We start from the raw sequence: 4,955 nt of genomic DNA, 5'->3' as shown, positions 1-4,955 counted from the left end.
GCCGCCGACGGCATCAGGTCCTGGATCGGGAGGTCCTGGCCGAAGGTCGCCGCGAGCGGCACCTCGATCCCCTGCACGGCGACCTCGACGCCCTCGCGGACGGCGGAGTGCACGGCCTCGCGCGTCGCGCGCACCCGCTCGGTGCGCAGCATCTGGTTGATCAGCCCGCTCCGCCCCAGGATGCTGCCGACCAGGTCCTTGATGAAGGTGCCGATGAGCAGGTAGCCGCGCCGGTTGCGCCACATCATCCAGCCCACGTAGAGGCTGGTGCCGTAAGCGAACACCGATACGTAGGCGGAGTAGTGGCGCTCGACGATGACCAGCCGGTTGTTCACCACTTCGGGGGCGAGGATGTCGCTGCGGATCCGCATGGCCGTCACGTTCACCGGGATCCGCCGCCGGGCCAGCGAGCCGTAGATCGCCGCGTACGCCGAATCGGCGGCGGCCGCCTTGTTCTCCAGCAGCGTCCGCCATTCGGCGATCGGCTCCTCCGTCTGGGAGAGCAGCAGGACCAGCCAGAACACGGCGGACGCGATGAAGACCCCGAGCCACCCCATCGACATCAGCCCGGTCCCGGAGGAGCCGTCCGAGTCCTCGAAGCCGGATCCGCCCTGCGACCCGAGCCAGACGACGAAGCCGATGAACGCGAGGAAGAAGAACGGCAGGTATACCGCGAACGAGACGATGAAGGCCCGCATGAAAAGCGAGCGGAGCGAACGCCACGGGACGGACTCGTCCAGGGACAGCTCCATCGGCACGAACTTCAACGACTGCGTGCGGTAGGCGATGTCGCCTCCGCGCGGCCCCGCGGCGGCCCATCCGCCGCCCCCTTGGGCCGTTCCCGGTTGGGTGGTCACAAGTCCTCCATCTGGGCTGGGTTCGCGGGGTCTCTTCGCGGGGTCTAGCTGATGGACACGGTGATCTGGCCGCCCTCCACCGTCGCCGACCCCTGCACGCCGAAGCGGACGTCCCCGGTCTCGGTCTCGGTCCCGCCGCCGAACGGGTCGGTGACCTTCGCGACGTAGTGGGCCACCCCGTCGTACGCGTCCGAGGAGATGGCGACCTGCGCGTCATCTGACGGGTAGGGCGACAGCTCCACGGTCACGGTCGGATAGGCGGTGATCGTCCACGTCACCGACTCGACCGAGCCGAAGAGATAGGTGCTGAACGGGCAACCGGTGGGCTGGCCGCTCGTGCTCTGCGCGCACTTGGTGATCTGTTCCTTGACCATCGTCTGGACGGCCGCCTGCGCGCCGGGCGCCATGGTCGGCGTCCCGAAGTCGGCGACGGCGACCGCCCGCTCCTCGATGCCCCCGGACTGCACCACGGCGGACGTCGTGGCCCCGGCGATCAGCGGGGTGCCCTGCGCGGTGGCCGTGTAGGCGCCGGGAAAGACGTAGGTGGAATCCTCGGTGCTCAGCTCCGCCGCGATCCCGTTGACCGTGAGCTGCCGTCCCGCCAGGGACGTCACGCCCAGCAGCAGGAACGGCTCATGCAGCACGTACGCGGGCTCGCCGTCCGTTCCCTTGGCCGCGAGAATCGTCTGCGTCACCGTGTCGCCGCGGACCTTGTAGGAGACCCGCACGGACGTCACGTCCCGGCCGGCGCCGGAGAAGATGTCCGTCCCCAGGATTCGCAGGTCGCTCGGCCGGTCATCGGCTTCGGAGAGCGCCTTGGGGACGAGAAGCGGATGGCTTTCCGGCGAATACTCGGACGCGTCGGAGACGAGGTCGAGCGCGGCGGCGGTGTCGCCGTCGGAGAGTTCGTCGAAATACTCCTCGACCGTCGACTCGGCGGTCGGCGGCTTGAGGGCGGTGTAGGCGGCGAAACCGCCGCCCACCAGCACGATCGGCACGATGGCGAGAATCACCAGCGTTCGCCGCCGCAGCCGGCGGAACTGCGCGCCACCCGGCGTCCCGGGACCGGTGGCGACGCCCGGTAGGGACACCATCGGCGTGCTGAGCACAGGCCCGGACGGCACGGACGAAGCCACGGGCGCGGCCGGAGCCGCGGGCGCAGACGAAGCCGCGGGAGCGGATGAAGCCACGGCCGGGGCCGGAGCCTCCACGGTAATGGCGCTCGGCAGAACCGCCATTCCGCAATACGCGCAATGCGCGGTCCGCGAGCCTAATTCAGAACCACACTGATAGCAGATGTCCATGACATAAGTGGCCGGGGGAGAATGCGCGGGCAACTTCCGTGATGTTAAAGTCGTAAGCGACGGCGTCAGTGTAGCGCTCGGGAACCGGGACCGCTATGGCTAATGCGGAATCGGTCACACCGGCCTCGAAAAGCGGCCCTTCCAAGTGGACGGGGAGAAAGCCGTACTCCGGTGGGTCGCAACGGCGGCTCCCCTTCAAGGGAGGATGGTCGGGTGGAACAGGTGCATTCGGTGCTGGTGCGGGTCGAGGGCGAGCGGTGTGCGGCGCTCGCGCGGCGGTCGGCGCCCCGGCTGCGTCCCTACGTCGCCGGATACGGGGCCTTCCGGACAGGGTCGATGGAGAAGCGGCGGGTCCTGCCGCTGAGCCTGATCACGTTGATCATCGACCTGGACGGTCCGGGCCCGCTGGTCTTCGGGGCGCGGGCCGCGCCGATGGTGCACGAGGGGCCGTCCTGGCGGCGCGGCGTCGCGGTCGGGCTGACACCGCCGGGGCGCGGGCGCTGTTCGGGGTGCCGATGCGGGCGCTGACCGGCGCGACCGCCGGGCTGGACGACCTGCTCGGGAGCCGGGCGGCCGGCGAGCTCGTGGAGCGGCTGGCCGCCGCGCCCGGCTGGGATGCGCGCTTCCGCGTCCTGGACGACGTCCTCGCCCGCCGGATGCGCCCGGAAGGGTGGCGGGAGCTGCGCCCGGAGCAGCGCCCGGACGGCCCGGCGACGCGCGGATGGCGGCGGATTCAGGAGACGGCCGGACGCCTCACGATGGCCGCCCTGGCCGCGGAGCTGGGCGTCGGACGGAGGCGGCTGGAGAGCGGCTTCCAGCGGGAGATCGGGCTGAGCCCGAAAACGGTGGCGCGCGTCGCGCGATTCCAGCGGGCGGCGCAGGTGCTCGGCAGCCCGGCGGGCACGTTCGGGGAGGCGGCCGCCTGCGGATTCGCCGACCAGCCGCATTTCAACCGCGAGGTGCGCGCGATGTCCGGGGTCACCCCGAGTGAACTGCGCGCATTTCTTCAATACGCGGATCGGCTGAGCGACTAGCGTCGGGAGCCATGACAGCCAAGCCGCTCGACGGGAAGAGCGCCCTGGTCACGGGCGGTTCACGCGGAATCGGGAAGGCCGTCGTCCGGCGGCTCGCCAGGGACGGCGCACGGGTCGTCTTCAGCTACCGCGAGAACAAGGACGCCGCCGACGCGCTCGTCCGGGAGGTCGCGGGCGCGGTCGCCGTCCGCGCCGACCAGGAAGACCTGGCAACCCTGGACGCGCTGTTCGAGCACGTCGAGGACGCTCAGGAAGGGCTGGACATTCTCGTCAACAATGCCGCCATCAACCCGCCGACCGCCATTCGCGACATCACCCTGGAACTGTTCGACCGGGTGATGACGGTCAACGCGAAGTTCCCGCTGCTGGCGATGCGCCGCGCGGAGCCGCTGCTGCGCGACGGCGGGCGCGTCGTGAACATCTCGACGCTGAACACCGTCCTGCCGATGCCGGGCCTGGCGCTGTACTCGGCGAGCAAGGCCGCGCTGGAGCAGTTCACCGCGATCGCCGCCCGGGAGTTCGGCGCGCGGAACATCACGGTCAACACCGTCTCGCCGGGCGCGACGGAGACCGACCTGCTGCGCGACACCAACCCGCCCGAGGCCCTGGAGCAGACCTCGGCGTTCACGGCGCTCGGCCGTCTCGGCACGCCCGAGGACATCGCCGACGTGGTCGCGTTCCTCGCCGGGCCGGACGGGCGCTGGATCACGGGCCAGAACATCCGCGCCACCGGCGGTTTCGTCCTCTAGCCGGAGCCTCGGCCGGAGCCTGGAGGGGCCCGCTCCCAGCCGGGCATGTCACGCAAACGGTGGCTGCGTCGTCCTTGGCGTATGAGCTACCGGCGGGACGTTGTGAACGAGTTGGCGCAGGCCTTCGAGGTGGAGCGGCCGCGGCTGGTCCGCGTCGCCTACGCGACGCTCGGGTCGCTGGCCGAGGCGGAGGACTGCGTCCAGGAGGCGTGGCTGCGGCTGCGCGGCCTGGACGACCCGGGGGAGATCCGCGATCTCCGCGCCTGGCTGATCCGGACGGTCGGGCGGCTGGCGCTGGACGCGCTCGGAAGCGCGCGGGCTCGCCGTGAGCGCTACGTCGGGACGTGGCTGCCCGAGCCCCTGGTCGGGGACGCGGCCCCCGCCGCCGACCCGGCCGACCGGGTGACGATGGACGAGCAGGTCAGCATGGCGATGCTCGTCGTCATGGAGAGCCTGTCGCCCGCCGAGCGGACGGCGTTCCTGCTGCATGACGTGTTCGGGCTGCCCTTCGACGAGGTCGCGGAGGTCGTCGGGCGCTCCACGGTGGCGGTGCGGCAGCTCGCGTCGCGGGCCCGGCGGCACGTGGCGGAGGGACGGCCGCGCTTCCCGCCCACGCAGGACGAGCAGCGGGCGCTGGTCACGGCGTTCCTGTCCGCCTGCCGGAACGGCGATCTCGACCGGCTGATGGAGCTGCTGGCCCCCGAGGTCGTGCTCCGCGGCGACGGCGGCGGCAAGGTCAGCACGGTGCCGCGCGTCATCCGCGGCGCGGGCGAGGTGGCCGCGGCGATGCTCGCCTTCAGCGGCGCCCGCGTCCCCGAGATGCGGGTGACCACGATCAACGGGGCGCCGGGGGTCGTCGCGCGCGGGATCGACGGCCACCTGTCCGTGGCGGCGATCACCGCCGATGCCGGACGGATCGTCGCGATCGACGTCATCCGCAACCCCGACAAGCTCACCACCGTCCAGGAGCCGCACACCGGCTGACCTCGCCCGTCCCGCTCCACCGGGCCC

The 4,955-nt window shown here is 71.5% G+C and carries 6 protein-coding genes; 4 read left to right on the top strand and 2 right to left on the bottom strand.

Going from position 1 to position 4,955, the window contains the following annotated elements:
* The coding region (locus tag E1264_RS40045; protein ID WP_132182376.1) for a hypothetical protein at window positions 1-857 on the bottom strand (857 nt) is incomplete at its 3' end.
* Between the two features lie 44 nt (window positions 858-901).
* Window positions 902-1,993, bottom strand: a complete 1,092-nt coding sequence (locus E1264_RS40040) for a hypothetical protein (protein ID WP_132182374.1) — start codon at window positions 1,991-1,993, stop codon at window positions 902-904.
* A 381-nt stretch (window positions 1,994-2,374) separates the two neighbouring features.
* Between E1264_RS40040 and E1264_RS44220 the strand changes: the two genes are divergently transcribed.
* From E1264_RS44220 to sigJ, 4 genes are all read left to right on the top strand, one after another.
* A complete protein-coding gene (locus tag E1264_RS44220) occupies window positions 2,375-2,689 on the top strand; it encodes a hypothetical protein (RefSeq protein ID WP_165964625.1) in 315 nt (104 codons plus the stop codon).
* Window positions 2,677-3,195, top strand: a complete 519-nt coding sequence (locus tag E1264_RS44215; protein ID WP_165964624.1) for a helix-turn-helix transcriptional regulator — start codon at window positions 2,677-2,679, stop codon at window positions 3,193-3,195. Before E1264_RS44220 ends, E1264_RS44215 begins: the two co-directional genes overlap by 13 nt.
* Window positions 3,196-3,206: 11 nt before the next feature.
* Entirely contained in the window at window positions 3,207-3,944 is a 738-nt protein-coding gene (locus E1264_RS40030; RefSeq protein ID WP_132182370.1) for an SDR family oxidoreductase, read from the top strand.
* An 81-nt stretch (window positions 3,945-4,025) separates the two neighbouring features.
* Window positions 4,026-4,928: an RNA polymerase sigma factor SigJ gene (gene sigJ, locus E1264_RS40025; RefSeq protein ID WP_132182368.1), complete on the top strand. Its 903-nt coding sequence runs from the start codon at window positions 4,026-4,028 to the stop codon at window positions 4,926-4,928.
* Window positions 4,929-4,955: the final 27 nt, after the last annotated feature.

Origin of the sequence: Actinomadura sp. KC216, assembly GCF_004348535.1 — a bacterium.
Lineage (GTDB): Bacteria > Actinomycetota > Actinomycetes > Streptosporangiales > Streptosporangiaceae > Spirillospora.
The sequence above is the reverse complement of the archived record's forward strand: the minus strand, read 5'-3'. Positions and strand labels throughout refer to the sequence as shown.